The following is an 18,926-nucleotide window of genomic DNA, read 5'->3' as shown; positions in this document are numbered from 1 at the left end:
GACTTGAAAACTTCTAACAACGTTATGAAATTCTGTTAAACCGTTATACGCCTTGCGCATGAGGTGCACTCGACAGTCACCGTGCCGGCATCGTCGTTGCGCTCTATTATCCGGAACTTTTTGCCGCCGCAGCCCGGGCAGATGGGACACGCCCTCAAGCCTTTGACCACGTCTACCACCTTGCCGGGTCTGAATCCGACCTTGCGAGCACTTTCATCCTCTCGACGCCGCCGACATCTTCGATGGCCTTTGCTATCGCCGGCGGGACGAGGTGCTTCCACTCTTCTTTTTTGCCTGCGATGATGAGCGAGCGTATGTTCGTACCGTTGTACTCTTTTCTCTTGGCAAATTCCGGCGTTCTCACGGCAAGGGACCGGTCCTGCGACCGGGCGAGGTGGCCCACGAAGTCGTTGCCAGAGTAAACAACGTCAAAAGGGGGGACCTGAGAGCGGAGGTATGCAAGCCACCGGGCGTTGTTCTCGTCGTTTGCGACCGGTATGATGTAGCATCTGGACAGGTCGACGCCGGCTTCGGCAAGCGCCGCGCGTATCATCAGCACCCGCTCGCCGGCAGTGAACGGGTCCTTTTCGATGAAATTGAACTGCGCGCTTCCTATCACTATGACAAGCTCGTCGCATTCGGCAAGCGCCTGTTTTGCAAGGGCGAGGTGGCCGTTGTGGAACGGCTGGAAACGGCCTGCCACGAGGCCGCGCCTGTACTTGCTCATTTCACACCCAGCTTTGCCTTTTGCTGCTCTATTTCCTTTGCCTCTATCTTTTTGAAAATCGGCCCGACCGCTCCAAGCTGGTGGCCCGCCGGCACCGCAAATTCCGCAGCCGACTGCCAGCTCTGCTCGTGCACGCTTCCTTGCAGGTTCAGCTGCGCCCAGATCTTTTCGCACGAGAACGGTATGAACGGTTCCAGCAGGATTGCAAGCGTCCTTGCCGCGTTGGCCGCAAAATAGAGAGTCGTGCCGGCAGTTTCCTTGTCGCTCCACGGCTTTTTCTTTTGAAAGTACTGGTTAAAGTGGGTCGAAAGCTCCATTATTTTCTTGAGGGCCTTGTCAGTCTCGTTTTCAGACAAGAGCCTGCCTACCTCGTTGACGGTTGACTCGATCATGCCTTTTGCAACCCTCTCATCCTCTCCAAGCTCGCCGGGTGCAGGAACCTTGCCTCCGTACGTTTTCTGCGTGAAAGAGAGGGCGCGGTTGACAAAGTTGCCCACGTTTGCGATGAGCTCGTTGTTTATCCTTTCTGCAAAGCCGTCAAAGTCGAAGTTCAGGTCGTCCTGCGAGTACGTCACTATCGACGCCATGTAAAACCGGAGGTAGTCTGCCGGAAACGCGTCGAGGAACTGCCTCAGGCCTATGTACCAGTTCCTGCTCTTTGATATTTTCTGGTTCTGGAGCATGAGGTGGCCCCGCGTCGGTATCCAGTCCGGCAGCTTGTACTCCTCTTTCATGCCGAGGCGCATCGCCGGCAAAAACAAATAGTGGTGGTAGACGATGTCCTTTCCGATAAAGTGGTATATCTCTGACTCGTTCCAGAACTTTTTGCCGTCTCTTCCCTTCTTGTCCTCGATGAACTTGGACATCGTCGAGATGTAGCAGAGGTGGTTGTCAAACCAGCCGTAGAACACCTTGCCCTTGGCATCGGGAAGCGGTATTGGCACCCCCCACGAGAGGTCGCGGGTAATGTCCCATTCTTGCAGGCCCTCGTCTATCCAGTTGATGACATAGTTCTTCACGTCCGGCTGCAGGTTCTGGTTCGAGAGGAGCCATGCCTTTAGCTTTTCAGAAAAGTTGGAGAGCTTGAAAAAATAGTGCGTGCTGTGCTTTTTCACCGGCGGCCGGCCGCAGATGGCGCATTTTGGGTCCAGTATCTCGTCAGGAACGCGCCCGCACTTTTCACACAGATCGGAGTACTGGTTCTCGGCGCCACAGAACGGGCACTTGCCGACGACGTAACGGTCAGGCAGGAACTTGTCGTCAAACTCGCAGTAAAACTGCACGACATCGTGCTCGTAGATGTGGCCGTTTTCCCGCAGTTTCGCAAAGACGTACTGCACGAACCTGACGTTCTCAGGCGAGCTCGTGCGGTAGAAAAAGTCAAACGAGATGCCAAGCGCCGTAAAATCGTCATAGTCGCGCCTGTTCCAGTGCGCCACGTACTCCCCCGGCGTCTTGCCCTCTTTCTCGGCTTTTATGAGGATGGGTGTGCCAAAGTCGTCCGACGCGCAGACGTGGTAAGCCTCGCGCCCACTCAGCCTTGAAAAGCGCGTGAAAATGTCTGCCGGCAGGTACGTGGAGGCGATGTGGCCGAGATGGATCTCGCCGTTTGCGTACGGCAGGGCGCTTGTGATAATCGCGCTTTTCTTGCTCTCCGGCATATGTATGACCGTTCCACCCGCCCAGAGGATTTTAACCTATCACCCAGAGGAATTCTGGTATCTTTTCTGCTCCTCCGTCATTTCGTCTATCCTGACGCCCATCGCGTCAAGGGCGCCCTTTGCGACTGCAATGTCTATTTCCTCCGGCACGCCGTAGACCTTTCTCTCCATCTTTTCGTGGTTCTTGGCGACGTACAGGATGGACATCAACTGGTTTGCAAAAGATAGCGCCATGACCTCCGGCGGGTGGCCTTCTGCGGCCACGAGGTTCACCACCCTGCCCTTTGCCAGCAGGTACAGCTTTTTCTTGCCGCCAGTAATGTCAAACCGCTCGACTCCGGGCCTCACCTCCTCTGGTTTTGCACTTGAGTAGAGGTAGGGTGCGTCTATCTCGACGTCAAAGTGGCCAGTGTTTGCCAGAATCGCGCCGTCCTTCATCCTTGCAAAATGCTCCTTCCTTATCACGCCTGTCTGGCCCGTGCACGTGACAAACAGGTCGCCGTGCGGCGCCGCGGCAAGTAGGGTCGTGACCTCAAAGCCATCCATCTTGGCTTCAAGAGCTTTCACCGGGTCGACTTCGGTGACGGTCACCGCAGCACCCATGCCACGCGCCTTTGCAGCCACCCCTTTTCCCACCCAGCCGTAGCCACACACAACTATATGCGCGCCCGGCAGGAACATGCCTGTCGCGCGCATTATGCCGTCAAGGGTGCTCTGGCCTGTCCCGTGGCGGTTGTCAAAGAGGTATTTCGTCCTGGCGTTGTTTACCGCAACGACGGGGTACATTAGCCTGCCCGACCTTTCTAGCGCCAGGAGGCGCTTGACGCCCGACGTGGTCTCCTCTGTGCCTCCGATTATGCTCCTTGTTTTTGCCCTGTGAGCAAAAGCGTGCATGTCGCTTCCGTCGTCCGTGATTATCTGGGGGCCAAGAGCAAGCACCTCCCTTATGCAGTCGCGGTACTCTTGCTCGGTCTCGCCCCGCCACGCAAAGACGCTTGCCCCTTCTTTATGCAGAAACGCTGCGATGTCGTCCTGCGCCGAAAGCGGGTTTGCAGAGCACAGCGCAACTTTTGCGCCCAGCCTCTTTGCCGCCATTACTAGCACGGATGTCTCTTTTGTGACGTGCAGGCAGAACCCGACCGTGAAACCTTCAAGGGGCTTTTTGCCCTTGTCGCTCTTGCTCACTATTTTTTCAATGATGGACATGCGCGAGCGCGCCCATTCGTGCGACAGCCTGCCCTTTTGCGCAAGGCCCGGATCTGCGATTTTTCCCGGCAACAAAATACGCGGTACGCGGTTTGGGTATAAGAATTGCTACTGCTGCTACCACTACTTTTACTGGCTGTTTTCGTACTCTTCGCGGTACTTGGCCCTTCCGCGCCTCATGACCGCAAACAGGCCAATTATGATGGCGATCCACACCACGCTTATCATCATGTTGGTCGTGCTGACGTACATGTACGGGAGCGCCTCTATGATGTTCTGCTGCAGCGAATCAAGCGTCAGGTGCATATCTTCCATGCCCGTGTTGTAGGCGCTGGAATGCGGCTCAACGTTGGCCACGGCGGTTGCCCTTGAAACTATGCCGTCAAGGTCCATCTGTATCAGACCAAAGTCGGTCCTTGGTGTCGGGAACGACCACACGGGGTTGCCTTTGACTGGCAGGTCGACTTTTGCGGCAAGCACGTACTTTGCCACGTCTTCCGGTGTCTGGGCTGATTCGGCGCGTGCAAGGTTGCCCAATGCCCTGTCGATGGGGTAGATCGTATTGCCATAACCCAATATCCCCATGGCCGCTGCAATCACTATCAAGGCTGCCACGCCTGCCATGATCGCCTTGTACGACAAAGACATCGCTTGCCTCTGTAAAGCTGTCCAAGCCGTATTTAGATGTGGCGGAGCCAAATTCTACCCTATGGAATTTATAACCAGCCTGCAATCCTGTTTCTGAATAAATTGACGCTGGTCAAGGTGGCCTCCCAGGGAGAGGTCAAAGAGAACGGAGGCAAGGAGGTAAACGTCAACGGCACGAGAATTGCGCTCTTTTACTCAAACGGCAAGTATTTTGCGCTGGAGGCTCTGTGCCGGCACCAGGACAAGCCCATTGCGCCCGGCAAGGTTGACGGCGAGGTAGTCGAGTGCCCGTGGCATTCGTGGCACTATAACATCAGGACTGGCGAGCTTCTCGACTTTCTTGAAGGAGTCAAGATGACCACATACAAAGTGGACGTCAAGGGCAACGACATATACATCGACGTCTAAAAGATAAAAGGACCCTTTTTGCAGTGCTAACAACTGCCGTGAAGCTGTACAACACCCTGACGCGAAATGCCGAGGAGCTAAAGCCAGACAATAACAATAATACTGTCAGGATGTACGTCTGCGGGGTCACGGTATATGACAGCTCGCACATTGGCCACGCAAGAACCGTCATTGTCTTCGACGTGCTCAGACGCTATCTGATGTCAAAGGGTTATGAAGTAAAGTTCGTGCAGAATTTCACCGATGTCGACGACAAGATAATCAACCGCGCAAAGGCAGAGGGAAAAAGAGCGGAGGATGTTTCAAGAAGATATATCGACGCCTATTTCCACGATTTCGCCGGCCTGAACGTGCTTGCGGCTGACGTGCACCCAAAGGCGACAGAACACATAGCCGAGATGATAAACCTGATACAGGGGCTGATGGACAAGGGCTATGCCTACCTCACACTGAACGGCGTGTATTTCCGCGTCAGGAAATTTGAAGGGTACGGCAAGCTGTCAAGAAAGCCGGTGGAGGAGCTAGAGGCCGGCGCAAGGATAGAGGTCGACTCGTCAAAAGAAGACCCGATGGACTTTGCTCTCTGGAAGTTCTCCTCAGAGCCTCCTTTCTGGGACAGCCCGTGGGGCAAGGGCCGGCCCGGCTGGCACATCGAGTGCTCGGCGATGGCGCTAAAGTACTTGGGAAACACGCTAGAGATCCACGGCGGCGGCCACGACCTCGTCTTTCCGCATCACGAAAACGAGATCGCGCAGTCCGAGTCGTTCACAGGCAAGCAGTTTGCAAAAATATGGATGCACTCTGGCATGGTCACAATAAACTCGCAAAAGATGAGCAAGTCTCTTGGCAACATTGTCACGATTGAAAAGGCGCTGGAAAAGTGGGGGATGAACACGTTGCGCCTGTACTGCCTATCCGTGCACTATGCCAAGCCTCTCGACTATACGGACGAACTGTTGAAAGAGTCGACGCAACGCTGGCGGCAGATAGAGACGTGCGCCTTTGAGCTTGCGTCGGCAGCCGCCGGGAACAGCGGAGGTAATAGTAGTAGTGGTGGCGAGGCCGAAGAAGCAGTGGCAAAGCTGGCCGGCGAGTCAGAAAAAGCGTTCGACGCGGCGATGGACGACGACCTGAACACGTCGCTTGCGCTCACCGCCTTTATGCAGTTTGTGACAAAGCTCAACCAGTATGCCGCCTCTGACAAATTGACGGCCGACATGGCAAAAGCAGCGTCGCCGGCGTTTGGCAGGATGATGTCAATTCTGGGCCTGAAGGTGGCAGAGACGGGCGCGCAGGAGCAGAAAGAAATAGAGGAGATGGTGGCAGCGCGCAACAAGCTGCGAGCCGAGAAAAAGTTCAAGGAGGCAGACGAGATCCGCAAGAAACTGCTTGCGCGCTCTGTCGAGCTAATGGACCACAAGGGCCGGACGGTCTGGAAGAAGGCCGAGCGGCCGGAGCAATAGTAGTAGTTTTTCACACATTGGTGCATCATTGTGGACACTAGCACTAATGTGAAACAGAGGCGGCATGTAGCAAGAGCCGATGAAGATACTGGACGGCAAACGCGTAGGCACTGTGACCTTTGAGGAAGATGGTATGCTCATAGGCGAAGTGCTGGGCGACGTCATCGTAAACAAGGGCTACCTAGAGCTAAAGGGCAAGGTGCTCGGAAACGTGCTCGTGAGGGGCGGCTCATGCAGGATGACTGGAATCGTCAAGGGAAACGCCGTGAACGAGAAGGGAGACCTTGAGGTGTTTGGCGCAGTCCACGGCAAGGTGATAACAAAGCTTGGCTACACCTACGTCAACCCCGGCGCGGCAGTCGGTGGAGTCGAAAAAGCCCCTGTAAAGAAGGAAGAAAAAGCGGCGACGGCCTAGGATGTTGTTGTCTTTGCCTGCCTAATCTTTTCCAGGTCCTTCTGCAGCGCCTCTATGGTTTTCGGTATCTCTTTCTCTGCGCAGTCAAGACACATCTGCTGGAGCGACAGTGGATACGCGAAATAGCGCTCATTGAGGGCAATGTCCTTCTTGCAAGTGACGCACTTTTTCATCTTGTACGGGTCGGTGTTTTTCGTTATCATACTTCAACTACTTCGCCCTGCTCGGGCGCGCGTGCGTCATAGCCGTATTTCTCCTTTATCTCCTGCGCGAACTTTTCGCACGAGGGCCCATCGCCGTGCACCGTCAGCACCTTGGGGTTTCCCTTCACGCGGTCCAGTATCTCGAACAGTTCGCTCCTACTGTTGTGGCCAGAAAACTCGAAGCGCTTGACGTCGGCGTAGCATTTTCTCATCTTGCCGTCAAAGTTTGCCACGCGCTTGTCAAGAAGCATCCTACCCGGCGTGCCTTCCCCCTGGTACGAGACGAGGGCGATGCCGTTCTTTTCGCTTCCCATCATCTCCTGCGTGTAGAATATGGCCGAACCGCCGACCAGCATCCCCGCCGGCGATATTATGACGCACGGCTCGTGGACGACCTTCCTGCGCCTGCCCCAGCCGGTTATCCACTCGGCGCCTCCGATTGCGCGCTTGAACATCTCTGGGTCGCGCAGGAACGCGGGGTGCCTTCCCATTATCTCGTTTGCCTTGAGCGCCATGCCGTCCATGACCACCTTGTGCTTAAAGTTATAGTGCTCTAAAACACACGCTATCTCTTGCGCCCTTTCAACAGAGAAAGATGGGATGAACATCGTGCCTCCACGCTCGATCACCTCGTAGCAGAACTGTATCAATTCCCGCTCTGACTGCTCGCGGGGCGTCTGCTCGTTCTGCGAGTACGTGCTCTCTATTATCATCATGTCAATCGGCCCAAAGTCGAGGTCCGCCGGCCGGAGCAGTTTTGAGCCTCTGGTGTTGATGTCGCCGGTGTAGAACAGCTTTTTGCCCTCGTGTTCCACCGTGACAGTCGAGCCTCCGACCACGTGGCCTGATTCATATAATGTCACTTTGGCGTCGTTTACCATGTACGGCTCCCTGTACTGCAGTTTCTTGGAGCTCTTTAGCATGGTCATGACGTCAATGTATTCAAACGGCAGGTAAAAACCCGACAATTTTATCATGTCCTCTATCAAAAGCTCGGACAGTTCAAATGTCGGCAGCGTGCCTAATGCTGGTATGTCTGTGGTTCCTGAAAGATACAATGACGGAACAAACCCGGAATGGTCGAGGTGCGCGTGCGTGATTACGACGGCGTCGACTTCCTTTGGCTTGACGTGCATCGGGAAAACCGGCTCCCTCTTTAATAGCACGCCATAGTCCATCAGTATGTTCGTGTTGTTGCAGTTTGCGAGAAAAGCGGAACGGCCGACTTCCTTTGCGGCCCCCATTACCTTAACTTTCAATCTGTTTACAGCTGCATTCTGTCTGTAGGCGCTTTAAAGCTTGCTAATTTAAAAGGGGAAGGGGGTGTGCTTCCAGTGGAACCGCGTCATTGGGCGTTAGTACTTTTGTATCTGATCTAAAAGCGCACCTGCCACAGCGGATCTTGTACAGCAGGATTTTCCAGCTTTTGCATGTACCCAAATCCGCATTCGTCCAGCACGGATTCGAAATCGTACCTTTCTTTTAGCAGGTGCTCTACTGCGACTTGCTTTTCCAGGGCGTCCTTTACCTTTGCAGCCATGTTTGGCTTGGCATAGACGTACCAGAAGTTGTGCGCGCCGCGCATCCTTGCCAGCTGCACACGCTTTTCCTCCGGCATTTTCGTATAGTGGCGGTTCATGATCTCGACGTTGACGTCCTCCCACGAAGGCGTACGCCACCAGGCGACGCGCTCAAAGCCGTGGCCGTCAAACTCGGCCGCAAGGCTGATGCCCTGATCAAGAGTAGTGACGATGATGTCCGTGCTCTTGGCAATAGGGTCGCGAAAGTCCTGCCCCGGCTCCATCCAGCCCACAAAAATCACGTCGTATTTTCTGTCAATCCAATGCGCGTCGGCTATGCTGATGTATTCCGGCTTTTCCATGCCGAGGCCGTAGAATATGCCGATGTCTTTTTCAAGCCCCTCTGCATCAGGTAGATACTCTCTCACTCTTTTCAAAAAGTCGCCATAGCCACATCCGACATCCAGATAACTTGGCTTTTCATTGACCGCCTTGGCTATCGCAACAACGCGTAGCACGTCGACCTTGCGGTAGGAAAAATACGTGCCTGCAAAGAACGGAAAGCTGTACCGTACGTGGTGTGGCGATACTGCATTATTCTGGAACTGCGCAAATGATTCCATTGCTTTTTGCAGGTCGCTGGTGACAAACGGCATATCTAGTCAAGGATCACTTCCCACAGGCGTTTTGCGCTCGTAACCGTTGCAAGCTCCTCCTTGTACCCAAACCCGCATTCGTCCAGCACGGACTCGAAATCGTACCGCTCCTCCTCTTTTGCGTCCTCTCTTGCTACGTGTGACACAAGCACCTCCCTTATCTTGCCGGCAAGCTCTGGCTTTGCATAGACGTACCAAAAGTTGTGCGCGCTGCGCAAAGCTGCAAGCTGCTGCTTTTTCTCTTCCGGCATCCTCGTGTAATAGCGGTTCATCAGCTCGGCGTTTACATCTATCCACGAAGGCGTGCGCCACCACGCTATTTGCTGCAAGCCAAACTCGTCGTACTCGCAGCCGCCGTTTATCCCGCACTGGCCCCCTGCGTCAAACGTCGTAATGACGCACTTTGCAATCTTTGCCACCTGCCTGCGAAAGTCTGTGCCCGGCTCCATCCACCCGACAAACGCCACGTCCACCGGCCTTGACAACGATTCAACAGCCGCAACCTCGATGTAGTCAGGCTTGTCCGTGCCCAGCGCGTAGAATATCCCTCCTTCCTTTTCGACGCCTGACGCGCCTGGCAGGTACTCTTTTACCCTTTTCAGGAAATCCCCATAGCCACATCCGATGTCAAGGTAACTTGGATTATTGTCGTTGATCGCCTTGGCTATCGCAACAACGCGTAGCACGTCGACCTTGCGGTAGGAAAAATACGATCCGGTGAAAAACGGGAATATGTAGCGCGCATGGTGCGCCGGTGGATTATTCTCTACAAACTGCCGGTAAGCTTGTTGTGCTTTATGCAGTTCTTCCAGCTTGAAAGGCATGGCTTGTACGCGCGTGCTTCAAACCGGCATGTCCCTATATGTTGCTTCATGCGCGAGGATTTTCACCCTATAACACCGTTTACAAAACCCCATAACGCTTATTAAGTTGCATTCGCAACAGTTGCACTATGGTTAGGAAATTTGACGACTGGTGGAAGACAGTTCCAGCTGACTTGAAGGCAAAGGCTCGCAAGGGTGACGAGTCCAACAAGCCATTGCTCAACCAGGTTAACTACGTTCTTCTGCACCTTCACTTGGCAGGCAAGCACGATGCAAAGCCGACCCACGAGGAGCTGAAGGACTGGCTGCACAGTGGCCAGGTTGACGTCCTGAGACAGGGCGGCAAGTAAGCAAGAAAAACTACTCTTTTTTCCTTTTCTTTTTCATCTTTTCATCAATTAGCGCCTGCTGTCCTCTCGACTTGCAAGAAAGTTATAACAGCGTTTTGGGATATGCATAGAGTTTAAATAGTTTCAAGCACTGACAACGTTCAGTGAATTAATAGATGCCAATTGCTATACTTCCAGACGTCGATGAGCAAAGATGCATCGGCTGCGCGCTCTGCGTAGAAATCTGCACCGCTCTCGGTCCAGATGTGCTCAGAGTCAAGCCGGTGGAAGGATGGAAGAGGGGTAAGGCATTTGTCTTCTATCCAGAGAGATGCATCTCCGATGGAGCGTGCGTCGGTGTGTGCCCAACACACGCTATATTCTGGATGAGGCCGATGGAATACACCCCAGGACAGCCAGTCCCGCTGCACAAGAACGGTGTGTTCAGCAAGGGCTGGGAAGAAGGTTAAAAGTCCATCCACACTCTTTTCTCTTTTTCCTTTTTTCAAAAAACTAAACTCATATCTACTAGTTTAGCGATCATACCGCCATGTGCGACTATATGTACTACGAAGAGTTGCGCAAGCACAAGGTCAGAAAGCAGATACCGGAACCAGAGCGAGAACTGGAACAGGTAGAAGAAGAAAAGAAGCCGATAATCATCAACGCCTAGAATTCGTGTCTGCCAGCCGTAGAGGTTCTGGCAGCCACTCTCCTTTCTTTGTCATGCTTTTGGCGAGGGCAACGGCGGATTCAAGCGACACTCTATGGCCGGCACTCACGTAAAGGTTTTTCTGGCCCTCTATTACGTAGCCCAGCACATCGCCGCCAAGCTCGACATAATCGTCGTCCCTCACTTTGCCGCACAACAGGCTCTTTGCCGCGCCTATCGCCGGCTTGTCCATGATGACTCCGATGTAGCACGCAAGGCCGCATCGGCGCGGGTGCAACAGCCCATGGCCATCTGCCATGACGAGGTCGTAACGCTTCAGGCGCTTTAACGTGCGCAGGACGGGACCAGCTTCGCGCAGCATGAAGAGGCCGGGTATGTACGGGTGCTTGATCTCGCTTTTCGTGTCTGCCTGCTCGACTACTATCTTCAGGTCTGCGACATCCATGACGACTGCCGAGCAGTGTGCCACGCCTGCGCGGTACGAGACATCGACTCCGCACACGAGCCTTATGTCTTTGTAGTCATCTCTTGCGACGACCTTTCTTGCAATCTCTTTTTGCTGCCGGACTGCGGCAGCCGGGGTAGACGGAAGCCTATAGCCTGTCAATCACGTGATCTGAATAATCCTCTACGCGGGCCTTTAGCTTTGCCTCCTGCACGGCCTGCTTCATAAAGCCGTCGGCGACGATTGTCCCCTCGTCAAACTTGCTCACAAATGCCGCAAGCGACTCTACAAACGACTGGTAGTCGCTTGCACGCCTCTCTACCCTCGGCGTCAGGTTGTGCGACGCAGGGAACACGTCGGATATTTCCGCCGGGATGATTCCGAGGTACGGGTTGTATGTCGCAATTTGCGCGTCCGGGAATTTCTTGGCAAGCGCCTTGAAGCCTCTCGTCGCGTAAAAGGGATGGACCTCGCCTTCGGGGAACATGACCAGCTTTTTCTTGGCCGTTGTAAACCTTGAGACGGCCTGCCGAAAGCGCCTCGCCTCCGGCCTGTGCTGGTCCACAGGATCAAAGAAAAAGATCGCCTTTTCCTTGAAAAGCGGCGTGCCGTCAGCGATAAAGTCAAATTCTGCTCCTCCAAGCAGCTGCACCGCCTCCAAGAGCTTGGGGTGCGCCCTTGCCTTTTGCATCACGTACTCCCACAGCCGGCCGTCCATTATAGCCTGCTTCGTCATGTCGACCTCTGCCTTTAGCACATGCAGGTTGTGCTTGGCAACCTCTATCATGCGCTGATCCTTTTGCATGGCGCGCAGCTCCTTGAGGGTGTACGACGAGCAGACAGGGCACTGGCAGGGCAAGTACGTCATCTCTTCCATTCGCGCCGTGCCGTTTGCGTGCATGTACCTGCCATCCTTGGCGTACAGCATGTACGACGCCGAGTCAAACGTGTCGCAGCCAAGCGCAATCGCAAGCGGGATGGTAAGCGGGTGGCCCGCGCCAAACAGGTGCACAGGTTTTGCCGGTATCGCCTTTTTCGCCCTTGCAATCATGCGCGCAAGCGTCGCAAACTCGTATGCCTCCATCAGTTCGACCGGGCTTCCAAGCGCCATGAACTGAAACCCCATGCCGTCAAGGGCTTGCGCCGAATGCTCTACCAGATCAAAGTGCTCGGCGCCCTGCACAGGGCCGACCCACACCGCGTCCGTGTCGCCGACGACGTCCAGCGTCTGCTTGCAGTTTTCAAGCGTAATCCTGACGTACTCCTTTGCCTGCCCGTACGGAAGGCCATAACCGGTGGGCTTGTCGAGCGGTATTGGGATGTCGCTTTTGATGTCTTTTTCAAACTGCGCCATCGTAGCCGGCTCTACCTCCACTGACCCGTACTCTAACACCTGGTAGCCGCCAGAGTCGGTCATCACCGAGCCGTCAAAGCCGATGATGTCGTGGATTCCGCGCTTTCTCGCCTCGTCGCCGTAGTGCTTTAGCGTGATGTACGCGTTTGTAATCACGAGCGTAAAGCCCATGTTTTTTAGAAACTGCGGGCTGATTGTCTGCCTTACCGGGTGGACCACAGGGACGAATGCCGGCGTCTCCACCTCGCCGTGGGGAGTCGAGAGCCTGCCTATCCTTGCCGCAAGATCCGTATAGCGGACCTCGAATACCACTACTTCTTTGTCTCCTTCATAAACGAGTCAAAGATGGACCTGACTCTGTCGGCAGAGAGGCCCGAGCCTTCCTCTACGCCTGACTGCGTCACCTTTATCTTGTCCATGACGATGATTGCGCCGACGTCCTCGCGGATCTTGACGAGGCCGGGAAACGCCCTTTCCAGCCTCTCTGCAAGCGCCTTAAAGTCAAATGGCTTTTCCATCAGGCGGACCTCCTTGACGAACGCACCGTTCAGGATGACCTTCAGAATGCCGTGGCCCTCGACGTTGTCAAGGACGATGTCGAGCTTGTCGTCGAGGCCGGCAAGCGTCCCGTTGTAAACCTTGCTATCTGAAGTCTCTACCGCCACCTTTTTGCCGATGAATTGAAGCGTTTCTTCGCCAAATTTTCTTGTAACAACAGCTGCCATGCCTTTCTCAATTGCTCGGTTGTATATATACGAATTTTTAGGCCAGAAGCGTTTCCAGCCGGCCAAAAGCGCCATGCCAGAGCTCCTTGACGCGTACAACATCTGCGGCGTTGGCGAGCTTGTTCTGCTGCACAGCAACCATGCTCTTTTTGTCGCCCTTGGCGTAAAAGTTGGCCTCTACGCTGGTTCCGTCCGGCCACGTAATCCTCATCGATTTGTCTTCTGTCGCCTTTCTGACTATGATCTTTTCGTCAAGCCATTTTTTGCGCAACTTTTCATCGGCCCAGTAGCCGTAAAGGACACTGATCGGAACTACGAATGTCCTGCTTGCGCTTGCAGAGTAGCCGTCGGCTTTCTGGTGTACCTGGCGCAGTCCACGCTCCTGCTCGTACGTCACTGTTATCATCTGTGCCCACCAACCCGACACACCTGTGCTGTCAAGGTATTCTGCTATCTCCTTGTGACTCTTGTCCTTTGCACTAGCCTTGTCGAGGAGCGAGAACCACTGCTTCCAGTCCTTTCCCGTCCTTGCCTTGACTGCCTCGTCGCTTATGCGGCTTTTAGTAGGCAAAGAACTTTTGCACCTCTTCCTCCGATACCACGGCAAGCCAGTCCACCGAGCCGGAGCGCCGGGGCTTTTCCTTTTTCAGAGTCGCGATTATTTCCTCCGCAGTCTGCTCCGGCGTCTTACCCGTCGTGTCAAACTCGGCCACCCTGCGCTTGCCAAACGCCTTTATCGAATCGTAGAGTGAGATGCCAAGTATCTCGGCCGAGACGTTTTCATTGACTTTTTCTCGTACGTATTTGCGCTCAAGTAGCGTCTCTTCCAGCCTTGGAGGCGACCTGCGAAGCACTGCCACCATGTCTATTCCTGCCGGTTTAATGACGTACGGCGCAAGGTGGCCCACTATTACAAAACTGCCCTTCTTTTTTTTCAGGATGCTTGCAACCAGCTTGCCAGCCTTTTTCGTGTCGACTTCAATCCCCTTGCCGGTGCTTTCCAGCACAGCGCCATTGTCCAGCGCGACTTTGTTGATGTCGACTATTTCCGCTTGCAGCTCCTTGGCAACAATCCTGGCGCTTGTATGCTTGCCCACGCCGGGATTCCCAGTGATGACCAACCTGACTGCTTTTTTCAACCAGCTGCTGTTGTACGCCCTGTGCTATTCTGCCTTTCGCTCGTGCTGCTAGGTTTATCCGACGGCATGTTACAGTAACTACACATGCGCACCTGCGAGTCCTGCGGGCGTGTACTGTTCTACTCGCTTAATTTCCTCTTTTCAAAGACGGTGTGCAACGAGTGTTACCTGAAGATGAAGGAAAGAGAACAGGAAAAAAACAAGCATCGCTACTGAATGCTTCCGCACTTGTTGCAGAATTTCGCGTTCGCCTTGAGCCTTTGCCCGCAGCTCACGCAGAACTTGCTCTCTGGCTCTAGCGTCTCGCGGTTTAGAGGCGTCAGCTGCGGCGGAGTCGAATGCTCGGCACTTGTTGCCGCAGCCGGCATGTCGCCGTACATGTCCGCAACGGCACCCGTCGGCCTGAACGTGTCGTTCACGTCCGGCGCAACCTCAAAGTCGCTTTTCTCTCCCTTTTCCTCGACGTACACCATGAGGCGGGGCACCTGCCCCTTGCCGGGCGCGTTCACCTGCTCGCCGAGCCACAGCGCAAATTTCTTGAGCGTCATCTCGGGCGTGGAGAACGTGAGCGAGTGCGTCGACATGTACTCGTCGGTTGCAGACCTGCCATTGAAGACCTTGGCCATAAGTGGTTTTCCGCAAAGTCTCTATTAATATTATTGTGATTTGCCGCACTTGCTGCAGAACTTGGCGTGCTGCGGTATCGACGCTCCGCAGAAAACGCAGTTTTTCGTGCCGGCGGCCTTGGGCCTTGGAAGCTCGATGTCGACCGGCTTGAAAGTAGGCTCGCTCTGAGGCGACGGGAGAGTGTAGCCCGCCGACGGACCTGCAGACCCTCCGGCGTTCACAAAGCCTCCTATGCCAAACCCTGCCTGCTGCGGCGGGCCGGTGGTCGCGACTCCGCCGGTCGGGCTCTTTAGCGATGTGCCCTTGTCCATCGCGCCCTTGATCTCAAATATCACTCGGATGGCAAGAAAGTTCATCGCCGAAGTGGCGACAAGGTAGTCGCCTATCCTTGCAAAATACTCTTTTTCGCTCATCTTGCCCTGCTTGTACAGCTGTGTGGCGTCGATGAATGCCTCGTACATGCTCTGCGTGTCGTTTGACAGCTGCTTTAGCTTCTCCGCAAGGCCGCCAAGCGTGTCGACGCCAAAAGACATTAGAAAAAGAAAGAGTTGCGGGACTTAAAAACGATTCCCGCTCAGTAGCTGCTGCGGCCGTACCCGCTGCGTCTGTTGCCGCCATAGCCGCCCCGGCGCTGCCCATAACCTCCACCGCCGCGCCTTCCGCCGCCATAGCCGCCTCCGCGGTTGCCACCGTAGCCTCTATTGCCACCATAGCCGCCTCCGCCGTAACCGCCACCACCGTATCCTCCGCCGCCATAGCCGCGGCTTCCATAACCTCCACCGCCGCCGTACGACTGCCTGCCGCGGTATCCTCCGCCTCCGTACGAGCGTGGCTGCGCAACAGGTACTGCGATGCCTAGCTCGTCGTTGAGCTTGCGTATTGGAAGCGTGGTCTGCGCAAGTATGCGATCCATGTCGGCTGTCCTCTCTGCTGACACGAGCGAGATGGCCTTGCCCTCTCCGCCAGCCCTTGCCGTCCTTCCTATCCTGTGGAAGTATACGTTGGGGTCGTCAGGGATGTCGTAGTTTATGACGTTTCCGACTGCCGGCACGTCGATTCCCCTTGCTGCAATGTCAGTCGCCACGAGTATGTCCTCTGTTCCCTTGCGGAACTTGAACATAGCCTGGTCGCGCTGCCTCTGCGTGAGGTCGCCGTGGATGGCAATTGCGGAAAAGCCGTCTCTCTTTAGCTGGTGCGCTACTCTGTCTGCGCGCTGCTTTGTAGCGGCAAACACGATTGTCTGAGCCTTGGCGTCCCTGTTCTTTTTGATAAAGTCGCAGAGGTGCCTGAACTTTTCACGCTCCTCCACCACCAGGTACGACTGCTCTATCGTGTCGAGAGTCACTTCCTCCTCGTTGAGCCGGACGTGCTCTATCTCCTTCATGTACTCCTCTGCCAGTCTTAGGATCTCTGGCGGCATCGTCGCCGAAAAGAGGCATGTCTGCCTGTCCTCGTTGACGTAGAACAGGATGAACTTGATGTCGTCAATGAATCCCATGTCAAGCATCCTGTCAGCCTCGTCCATAACGACAAACTTGACGTCGTCAAGGATTATCGAGCCCTGCTTTATGTGGTCGATAAGCCTGCCGGGCGTCGCTACTACTATCTGCACGCCCCTCTGCAATTTCTCGTTCTGGATGTTTATGCTCTGTCCGCCGTAGATGGCTACGGCCCTTATTCCCGTGTACTTGGCCAACCGGCTAATCTCTGTAGTTACCTGGACCGCCAATTCTCTTGTCGGCACAAGCACCAGCGCCTGGACGGGGCCCTCGTTGCTTACGCGGGCCAATATGGGCAGTCCAAATGCTGCCGTCTTGCCGGTTCCTGTGTGCGCCTGCCCTATGACATCCTTACCCTGTAAAACAAGGGGTATAGCTGCCTCCTGTATAGGAAACGGCGCCTCAAATCCATTCTCGCTGAGCGCCTTGTTTAATTCTGCGCTCAGACCCAATTCTGCAAACGTCTTCGTCATTTTCAATTCTTCACTTTGTTCTCTTTTTTCGTTGTGTTCGTGTGTTTTTTTGACACAAAAGTCGCACGGACGTTTCCGTTTTAAACCGTAAAACCTTTGTCTACCATTTGTTGCCGCTGACAAGGATATAAGGTTAGCTAAGTACCGTTGTGTGCCCTTAACAGCGGCTTTAACGCTTTAGTAGCGCCTCATGCCTGTACCTGTATAATATGTACATGTCTGCCGGGCAGAGTAGCAACCATGAGACAGTCGCCCTGGCGGTGAATAAAAGGACGATGAATGTCAGTGGGGACTATGCGGCAGGCAAGGGGAAGTAAATGAACAAGACAATCTGTCCCGTGTGCGGAAAGGCGATTGCGCATCCTGCAAAAGTGAAAGAAACGCTTGACAGGCTGGACTATGCCTTTGATTCCTTGGATTGCGCGCTCTTGTTCAAAAAGTTCACGAGCCTGTACGGCAAAGAGTTTTTCGCTAGGGCTTAGCTAGCTAACTAGCTGGCTGGCAAAAGCCTCGCCGGCATGTCGGGGTTGCCAAAACCCGTGGACGACGCTGAGTACACCCTTATCGCCTGCCCGTGCTTTATCGTGAATTTCGCACTCACCAGCTTTATCATCGCCCTGTACTCGTCCTTCAGGTTCACCAGCTGCTCCGCAAGGCTGTCTGCCAGGAGCACATGCCCGTCGTCGCCAATATCCATCACCCTGCGCGCAAGGACGATGCCAGGGCCCCACACATTCTGGTTGCCATTGATGTCAGACACTACGAATACGGGCCCCGCGCCCAGCCCAATCCTGACGCCGATGGCCTCGCCGGCTCCTGCACTCTTGTTGAAAGCGCCCAGCTTGCGGTGCAGCTGCATGCTCAACTGCAGGGGGAGCTCGGGGTTTGTCAGAAATCCGATGGCCATGCCGTCGCCTGTGGGGAGGATTATCCGCTTGTCCTTTGGCATCTTGGCGACAGCGTCGCAGGAGCCGATGAGCCTGTTGAGGTTCTCTATCTTTTTGATCTGCTTTTCAACCGACAGCGAGGGATCGGAAAGCCCGACGATGTCTATAAAGAAAAAGCTGGCGTTTATCACGCCGGCTGGAATGGCATAGACTACGCTTGCGCCGTAGATGTCGCTCAGCTTTCTGTACGTTTCCAGGCAGTGCGGATGGAACGGGGCGTCCGAATCGTAGGCGACCTTGCCGGCGATAGGCTTGTCGCACAGCTTGCACCTTGGCTCTGTCTGTTCATTCTCTTTCTGTCCGAAAACAAGAGCACCGTCTTGCGCTATAGAGAACCTTGCCCACGCCGGGTTGTGGTATGCTCCCCTGACCGCAAGCAGCCGCAGGCTCCTTGCAAGCCCTTCTCCGTCGTCCTCCAGCTTTAGCTGGAGCGTGCCGTCCAGGAGCGACGCGGCGGTGTCGTAAAGGTCCCTTGCCGGAGGGGTCGTGAGCGTGATAACTGCCATTGCGCCGGAGCTCCTCAAGGCGCCGGCGAGCCCGGCGACTATCTCCAGCACCTCCCGTTCTGAAAAATAAGGGAGGAGATGGGTTATGGAATCAACGGCAACTTTTGCCGGCGCGCCGGCAGAAACAATGGCCCCACACACCTGCTCCAGAAGCGTCGCCGCCCTGCCAGCGTCTATGTCTTTTTTTCCGCTCCTAAAGGGAGCGGTGGGCGCAACGAATACTATTGCCTCCTGGCTCCCGGGCAGCTTTTTGAACCTCTCATTGGAAAGGAGCGGATCAAAACTGACATACGCGCAGCGCTTCCCTTCCGCGGCCCCGTCGCGCAGAAACTGCATACAGTACATGGTCTTGCCCGAGCCGGCAGGTCCGGCAAGCAAGAAAGCTCCTTTTGGGAGCGCGCCTCTGAAAACGTGGCGCAGGCCGGGAATCAGTTCTCCATTATCATCATCATGCGCGGTTTTTACCAAACGCCGTGTG

25 protein-coding genes are annotated in these 18,926 nt (G+C 54.9%); 7 read left to right on the top strand and 18 right to left on the bottom strand.

The window, feature by feature from the left end:
• Nucleotides 1-35: 35 nt before the first annotated feature.
• Genes ACYOR7_RS12420 through ACYOR7_RS12400 form a run of 5 tightly spaced genes read right to left on the bottom strand, consistent with a single transcriptional unit; the run spans nt 36 to nt 4,242 of the window.
• Nucleotides 36-170 (bottom strand): hypothetical protein, encoded by a 135-nt coding sequence (locus ACYOR7_RS12420; RefSeq protein WP_294805641.1) that lies wholly within the window; start codon nt 168-170, stop codon nt 36-38.
• A 2-nt stretch (nt 171-172) separates the two neighbouring features.
• The gene (locus ACYOR7_RS12415) at nt 173-727 is read right to left on the bottom strand and encodes a nicotinamide-nucleotide adenylyltransferase (protein ID WP_294805642.1); all 555 of its coding nucleotides are present in this window, start codon (nt 725-727) and stop codon (nt 173-175) included.
• Nucleotides 724-2,388: a methionine--tRNA ligase gene (metG, locus tag ACYOR7_RS12410; RefSeq protein WP_479914103.1), complete on the bottom strand. Its 1,665-nt coding sequence runs from the start codon at nt 2,386-2,388 to the stop codon at nt 724-726. Before metG ends, ACYOR7_RS12415 begins: the two co-directional genes overlap by 4 nt.
• A 39-nt stretch (nt 2,389-2,427) precedes the next feature.
• A complete protein-coding gene (locus ACYOR7_RS12405; RefSeq protein ID WP_479914102.1) occupies nt 2,428-3,666 on the bottom strand; it encodes an adenosylhomocysteinase in 1,239 nt (412 codons plus the stop codon).
• A gap of 57 nt (nt 3,667-3,723) precedes the next feature.
• Nucleotides 3,724-4,242, bottom strand: a complete 519-nt coding sequence (locus ACYOR7_RS12400) for a hypothetical protein (RefSeq protein ID WP_479914101.1) — start codon at nt 4,240-4,242, stop codon at nt 3,724-3,726.
• A gap of 102 nt (nt 4,243-4,344) precedes the next feature.
• Between ACYOR7_RS12400 and ACYOR7_RS12395 the strand changes: the two genes are divergently transcribed.
• The 3 genes from ACYOR7_RS12395 to ACYOR7_RS12385 all read left to right on the top strand — a co-directional run bounded on the left by ACYOR7_RS12395 (nt 4,345) and on the right by ACYOR7_RS12385 (nt 6,528).
• Nucleotides 4,345-4,650 (top strand): Rieske (2Fe-2S) protein, encoded by a 306-nt coding sequence (locus ACYOR7_RS12395; RefSeq protein WP_294805646.1) that lies wholly within the window; start codon nt 4,345-4,347, stop codon nt 4,648-4,650.
• A 38-nt stretch (nt 4,651-4,688) separates the two neighbouring features.
• Nucleotides 4,689-6,113 carry a cysteine--tRNA ligase gene (gene cysS, locus ACYOR7_RS12390; RefSeq protein ID WP_479914100.1) on the top strand — a complete coding sequence of 475 codons (1,425 nt, stop codon included), beginning with the start codon at nt 4,689-4,691 and terminating at the stop codon, nt 6,111-6,113.
• Nucleotides 6,114-6,192: 79 nt separating this feature from the next.
• Nucleotides 6,193-6,528: a hypothetical protein gene (locus ACYOR7_RS12385; RefSeq protein ID WP_294805648.1), complete on the top strand. Its 336-nt coding sequence runs from the start codon at nt 6,193-6,195 to the stop codon at nt 6,526-6,528.
• Here the strand turns inward: ACYOR7_RS12385 and ACYOR7_RS12380 are convergent.
• From ACYOR7_RS12380 to ACYOR7_RS12365, 4 genes are all read right to left on the bottom strand, one after another.
• The gene (locus ACYOR7_RS12380; RefSeq protein WP_294805649.1) at nt 6,525-6,731 is read right to left on the bottom strand and encodes a hypothetical protein; all 207 of its coding nucleotides are present in this window, start codon (nt 6,729-6,731) and stop codon (nt 6,525-6,527) included. The two genes, ACYOR7_RS12385 and ACYOR7_RS12380, sit on opposite strands and share 4 nt — an antisense overlap.
• The gene (locus ACYOR7_RS12375; protein WP_479914099.1) at nt 6,728-7,990 is read right to left on the bottom strand and encodes an MBL fold metallo-hydrolase; all 1,263 of its coding nucleotides are present in this window, start codon (nt 7,988-7,990) and stop codon (nt 6,728-6,730) included. The genes ACYOR7_RS12380 and ACYOR7_RS12375 overlap by 4 nt, the downstream gene beginning before the upstream one ends.
• A 116-nt stretch (nt 7,991-8,106) precedes the next feature.
• Nucleotides 8,107-8,907 carry a hypothetical protein gene (locus ACYOR7_RS12370; protein ID WP_479914098.1) on the bottom strand — a complete coding sequence of 267 codons (801 nt, stop codon included), beginning with the start codon at nt 8,905-8,907 and terminating at the stop codon, nt 8,107-8,109.
• 2 nt (nt 8,908-8,909) lie between these two features.
• On the bottom strand, nt 8,910-9,731 hold the full coding sequence (locus tag ACYOR7_RS12365; RefSeq protein WP_479914097.1) for a hypothetical protein: 822 nt from the start codon (nt 9,729-9,731) through the stop codon (nt 8,910-8,912).
• A 128-nt stretch (nt 9,732-9,859) separates the two neighbouring features.
• On the opposite strand from ACYOR7_RS12365, the gene ACYOR7_RS12360 reads away from it, so the two are divergent.
• The 3 genes from ACYOR7_RS12360 (at nt 9,860) to ACYOR7_RS12350 (ending at nt 10,733) form a co-directional block, all read left to right on the top strand.
• Complete coding sequence (locus ACYOR7_RS12360; RefSeq protein WP_075055254.1) at nt 9,860-10,081, top strand: hypothetical protein; 222 nt, start codon at nt 9,860-9,862, stop codon at nt 10,079-10,081.
• A 155-nt stretch (nt 10,082-10,236) separates the two neighbouring features.
• Complete coding sequence (locus tag ACYOR7_RS12355) at nt 10,237-10,530, top strand: 4Fe-4S dicluster domain-containing protein (RefSeq protein WP_075055255.1); 294 nt, start codon at nt 10,237-10,239, stop codon at nt 10,528-10,530.
• 80 nt (nt 10,531-10,610) lie between these two features.
• Nucleotides 10,611-10,733: a hypothetical protein gene (locus tag ACYOR7_RS12350; RefSeq protein WP_294805653.1), complete on the top strand. Its 123-nt coding sequence runs from the start codon at nt 10,611-10,613 to the stop codon at nt 10,731-10,733.
• Here ACYOR7_RS12350 and ACYOR7_RS12345 read toward each other — a convergent pair.
• The 8 genes from ACYOR7_RS12345 to ACYOR7_RS12310 all read right to left on the bottom strand — a co-directional run bounded on the left by ACYOR7_RS12345 (nt 10,723) and on the right by ACYOR7_RS12310 (nt 16,995).
• On the bottom strand, nt 10,723-11,340 hold the full coding sequence (locus ACYOR7_RS12345) for an endonuclease V (protein WP_294805654.1): 618 nt from the start codon (nt 11,338-11,340) through the stop codon (nt 10,723-10,725). The genes ACYOR7_RS12350 and ACYOR7_RS12345 overlap by 11 nt on opposite strands.
• Nucleotides 11,327-12,844 carry a tRNA guanosine(15) transglycosylase TgtA gene (gene tgtA, locus ACYOR7_RS12340; RefSeq protein ID WP_479914096.1) on the bottom strand — a complete coding sequence of 506 codons (1,518 nt, stop codon included), beginning with the start codon at nt 12,842-12,844 and terminating at the stop codon, nt 11,327-11,329. The genes ACYOR7_RS12345 and tgtA overlap by 14 nt, the downstream gene beginning before the upstream one ends.
• The gene (locus ACYOR7_RS12335) at nt 12,844-13,257 is read right to left on the bottom strand and encodes an Lsm family RNA-binding protein (protein ID WP_294805656.1); all 414 of its coding nucleotides are present in this window, start codon (nt 13,255-13,257) and stop codon (nt 12,844-12,846) included. The genes tgtA and ACYOR7_RS12335 overlap by 1 nt, the downstream gene beginning before the upstream one ends.
• Before the next feature lie 37 nt (nt 13,258-13,294).
• Nucleotides 13,295-13,828 carry a hypothetical protein gene (locus ACYOR7_RS12330; protein WP_479914095.1) on the bottom strand — a complete coding sequence of 178 codons (534 nt, stop codon included), beginning with the start codon at nt 13,826-13,828 and terminating at the stop codon, nt 13,295-13,297.
• Complete coding sequence (locus ACYOR7_RS12325; RefSeq protein WP_479914094.1) at nt 13,818-14,396, bottom strand: adenylate kinase family protein; 579 nt, start codon at nt 14,394-14,396, stop codon at nt 13,818-13,820. The genes ACYOR7_RS12330 and ACYOR7_RS12325 overlap by 11 nt, the downstream gene beginning before the upstream one ends.
• A gap of 209 nt (nt 14,397-14,605) precedes the next feature.
• Nucleotides 14,606-15,022, bottom strand: a complete 417-nt coding sequence (locus ACYOR7_RS12320; protein WP_294805659.1) for a zinc ribbon domain-containing protein — start codon at nt 15,020-15,022, stop codon at nt 14,606-14,608.
• Nucleotides 15,023-15,052: 30 nt separating this feature from the next.
• Entirely contained in the window at nt 15,053-15,556 is a 504-nt protein-coding gene (locus tag ACYOR7_RS12315) for a zinc ribbon domain-containing protein (RefSeq protein ID WP_294805660.1), read from the bottom strand.
• Nucleotides 15,557-15,597: 41 nt separating this feature from the next.
• Entirely contained in the window at nt 15,598-16,995 is a 1,398-nt protein-coding gene (locus tag ACYOR7_RS12310) for a DEAD/DEAH box helicase (RefSeq protein WP_294804719.1), read from the bottom strand.
• 317 nt (nt 16,996-17,312) lie between these two features.
• Here ACYOR7_RS12310 and ACYOR7_RS12305 point away from each other — a divergent pair, with 317 nt between their 5' ends.
• Nucleotides 17,313-17,477, top strand: a complete 165-nt coding sequence (locus ACYOR7_RS12305; protein ID WP_479914093.1) for a hypothetical protein — start codon at nt 17,313-17,315, stop codon at nt 17,475-17,477.
• Between the two features lie 8 nt (nt 17,478-17,485).
• Here ACYOR7_RS12305 and ACYOR7_RS12300 read toward each other — a convergent pair whose 3' ends face one another.
• Nucleotides 17,486-18,916, bottom strand: a complete 1,431-nt coding sequence (locus tag ACYOR7_RS12300; RefSeq protein ID WP_479914092.1) for a DUF7504 family protein — start codon at nt 18,914-18,916, stop codon at nt 17,486-17,488.
• Between the last annotated feature and the right edge of the window lie 10 nt (nt 18,917-18,926).

The sequence above is a fragment of the Candidatus Nitrososphaera sp. 86-2 genome (genome assembly GCF_056726185.1).
Note: the sequence above shows the minus strand (reverse complement) of the source record. Positions and strands in the feature narration are given on the sequence as shown.

Coding starts and splice junctions, on each gene's coding strand:
- ACYOR7_RS12380 (WP_294805649.1), bottom strand. CDS start 6,731: ATGATAACGAAAAACACCGACCCGTACAAGATGAAAAAGTGCGTCACT.
- ACYOR7_RS12305 (WP_479914093.1), top strand. CDS start 17,313: ATGAACAAGACAATCTGTCCCGTGTGCGGAAAGGCGATTGCGCATCCT.
- ACYOR7_RS12415 (WP_294805642.1), bottom strand. CDS start 727: ATGAGCAAGTACAGGCGCGGCCTCGTGGCAGGCCGTTTCCAGCCGTTC.
- ACYOR7_RS12315 (WP_294805660.1), bottom strand. CDS start 15,556: ATGTCTTTTGGCGTCGACACGCTTGGCGGCCTTGCGGAGAAGCTAAAG.
- ACYOR7_RS12335 (WP_294805656.1), bottom strand. CDS start 13,257: ATGGCAGCTGTTGTTACAAGAAAATTTGGCGAAGAAACGCTTCAATTC.
- ACYOR7_RS12350 (WP_294805653.1), top strand. CDS start 10,611: ATGTGCGACTATATGTACTACGAAGAGTTGCGCAAGCACAAGGTCAGA.
- ACYOR7_RS12360 (WP_075055254.1), top strand. CDS start 9,860: ATGGTTAGGAAATTTGACGACTGGTGGAAGACAGTTCCAGCTGACTTG.
- ACYOR7_RS12370 (WP_479914098.1), bottom strand. CDS start 8,907: ATGCCGTTTGTCACCAGCGACCTGCAAAAAGCAATGGAATCATTTGCG.
- ACYOR7_RS12310 (WP_294804719.1), bottom strand. CDS start 16,995: ATGACGAAGACGTTTGCAGAATTGGGTCTGAGCGCAGAATTAAACAAG.
- ACYOR7_RS12355 (WP_075055255.1), top strand. CDS start 10,237: ATGCCAATTGCTATACTTCCAGACGTCGATGAGCAAAGATGCATCGGC.
- ACYOR7_RS12385 (WP_294805648.1), top strand. CDS start 6,193: ATGAAGATACTGGACGGCAAACGCGTAGGCACTGTGACCTTTGAGGAA.
- metG (WP_479914103.1), bottom strand. CDS start 2,388: ATGCCGGAGAGCAAGAAAAGCGCGATTATCACAAGCGCCCTGCCGTAC.
- ACYOR7_RS12365 (WP_479914097.1), bottom strand. CDS start 9,731: ATGCCTTTCAAGCTGGAAGAACTGCATAAAGCACAACAAGCTTACCGG.
- ACYOR7_RS12400 (WP_479914101.1), bottom strand. CDS start 4,242: ATGTCTTTGTCGTACAAGGCGATCATGGCAGGCGTGGCAGCCTTGATA.
- ACYOR7_RS12320 (WP_294805659.1), bottom strand. CDS start 15,022: ATGGCCAAGGTCTTCAATGGCAGGTCTGCAACCGACGAGTACATGTCG.